This is a genomic window from Lentilactobacillus parafarraginis DSM 18390 = JCM 14109, assembly GCF_001435895.1.
Classification (GTDB): Bacteria; Bacillota; Bacilli; order Lactobacillales; family Lactobacillaceae; genus Lentilactobacillus; species Lentilactobacillus parafarraginis.
Map to the genome: position 1 here is coordinate 1 of NZ_AZFZ01000148.1, position 2,030 is coordinate 2,030.

Genomic DNA, 2,030 nt, shown 5'->3' on the forward strand with positions numbered 1-2,030 from the left:
AAAAAACGACATTTTCACATCGGCGTTGACAATCAATAGTGTCACTAGTATACATTGATGGGCTTTTATGGAAAATTCATCCAAATAATTTTGTTTAGTATAAAACACTAAAATTATTTTTGGGTGAAGAATTTACATGATCATAGTATGTCGCATACCATTGCTCAGTTTATAACGGTCCAGTAGGGTCTTTCCGAGGTTATATCAAAAGATAAATTTTTTGCATTTAGATTGGTTCAATCAAAGAGCAAATTAATTATCCTAATTAGATAATTCGTTAACTGGATAACTTCGAACGGCCTGATCTTGGTAGAATATAGAAAACATGTCGTTCAGGAATGTACATAATCCTCTTAATTATTTGATTATTTTCTTGACAGTGCTGAGCCGCCCATTCTTTTAAAATCACTAATTATTTTAGTAATCAATTAGTAATTTTACTTTAATATTTATGAAACCTATTTTTGATCTGAGATACTTATAATGAATTTGATAATTAAAAGCGGAGGATAATTAATTGAAAAGAATCATTCAGATCAGTATTTTATTATTTTTTAGTGTCAGTTTTTGTGGCATTCCGTTTAACCAAATAAATTTAGGGGAAATTACTAGTCATGCCGCAACTTTATCAGTTGCCCAACAAATCAAAAATATTAATGCTCCCTTATCAGCCAAAAACAAGGCAGCTAAATTTTGGATTGCAATGCATGAATCTGGTGGATCTTATACGGCTCGTAATGGTAATTGTTATGGACGCTATCAATTATTAATTACATATTTGCATGGCAATTATTCAGCAGTTAATCAGGAAAAAGTAGCAAATGAATATGTAAAGGGTAGATATGGTTCATGGATTAAGGCAAAAAAATTTTGGCAAATTCATCATTGGTATTAGTTATATTGATTTTTTGGTTTCTCGTTAAATTATTGTTTACATTTTATTTTTTAATTGGTGTATTTCATCATTTAATGAAGTTAGGAGCTCCTTTTGGTTGCAATATGTGTATAATTGCAGTTGGAGGGAGTTTTAAAATGAAAAAATTATTTTTAGCTATGTTTTCTTTTATACTATTTTTTAGTTTGCTTTGGACAGTTCCCATAGCAGCCAGTTCCCTTAAACTATCAGTAACGCCTATTTATAATACTTCTAAGTATGTCACAGGAAATGCCACTAAGGGAGTGCATATTATTGTTAGAAACGCGGCAAAAAGGGTGTTGGCAACTACGGTAGCTTCTAAAAATAATGGCTTTTATAAAGCAAAGTTAGTGCATACACTAAAGAGTGGTGGCCGAATTTGGGTTTATGCTAAAAAGAATAGCGCTCAATACTTTTATCGTATTATTCATGTTCAAAAATCAATGAATACTACAAATAAGAAGACAATAAATAAAGTGACGACTTATCATATTTCTAGTCCAACTGGTATGTGGAAGTCTAATAATTACAAGGGGTGGCAGATTTACATTTCGTTCACTCAAAAATATGGATTGAGTGAACACGTTTATTACAAGAATAAAATTGCTACCCCGATTAAAAATGCAACTTACCATGTTATCACGAAGACACCAATATTTTGGGAAATTACTGCAAAACATGGGACAAAGAAGTTATTATTTTATATACGTTTTACTGCTAAAAACAAATTTGTATTAGTTAATAAAAATAATCAGATCACTAAAACTTCTATTGGAAAATCGCCGGTAACATACTATACTTTTTATTTACAACATTAATATATTATTACTAACTCAATATTATTAAAAATGGTTATAAATTAAGTTGATCTTGATATTTTTCATAAAACAACAAGTATTGAAGACGTGTTAAATCTTTAAGATGCATATGTTACGATGATTTTTACTTTATAGCGGAATAAAACAAAATATAGGTTAAAAATTGAAATAAGTAGCTACCAGTATTGTGTTATACTCCTAAAGCTAAAGCAATAAGCTTTAACTTTAGGAGTATTTTTATGATAAAAATTTTAAAGAAAACAAAACCTCAATTGTCAAGTTAAGTGCAACACTAA

General features: G+C 29.5%; 2 protein-coding genes. Both read left to right on the forward strand.

The features are described from left to right. Positions 1-589 precede the first annotated feature (589 nt). On the forward strand, positions 590-895 hold the full coding sequence (locus FD47_RS14340) for an aggregation-promoting factor C-terminal-like domain-containing protein (RefSeq protein ID WP_476703339.1): 306 nt from the start codon (positions 590-592) through the stop codon (positions 893-895). 137 nt (positions 896-1,032) lie between these two features. Further along, the gene (locus FD47_RS14345) at positions 1,033-1,734 is read left to right on the forward strand and encodes a hypothetical protein (RefSeq protein WP_054736723.1); all 702 of its coding nucleotides are present in this window, start codon (positions 1,033-1,035) and stop codon (positions 1,732-1,734) included. The last annotated feature ends 296 nt before the right edge of the window (positions 1,735-2,030 follow it).

Excerpts from the sequence above, each read along its gene's own strand:
- FD47_RS14345 (WP_054736723.1), top strand. The coding sequence starts at position 1,033 with ATGAAAAAATTATTTTTAGCTATGTTTTCTTTTATACTATTTTTTAGT.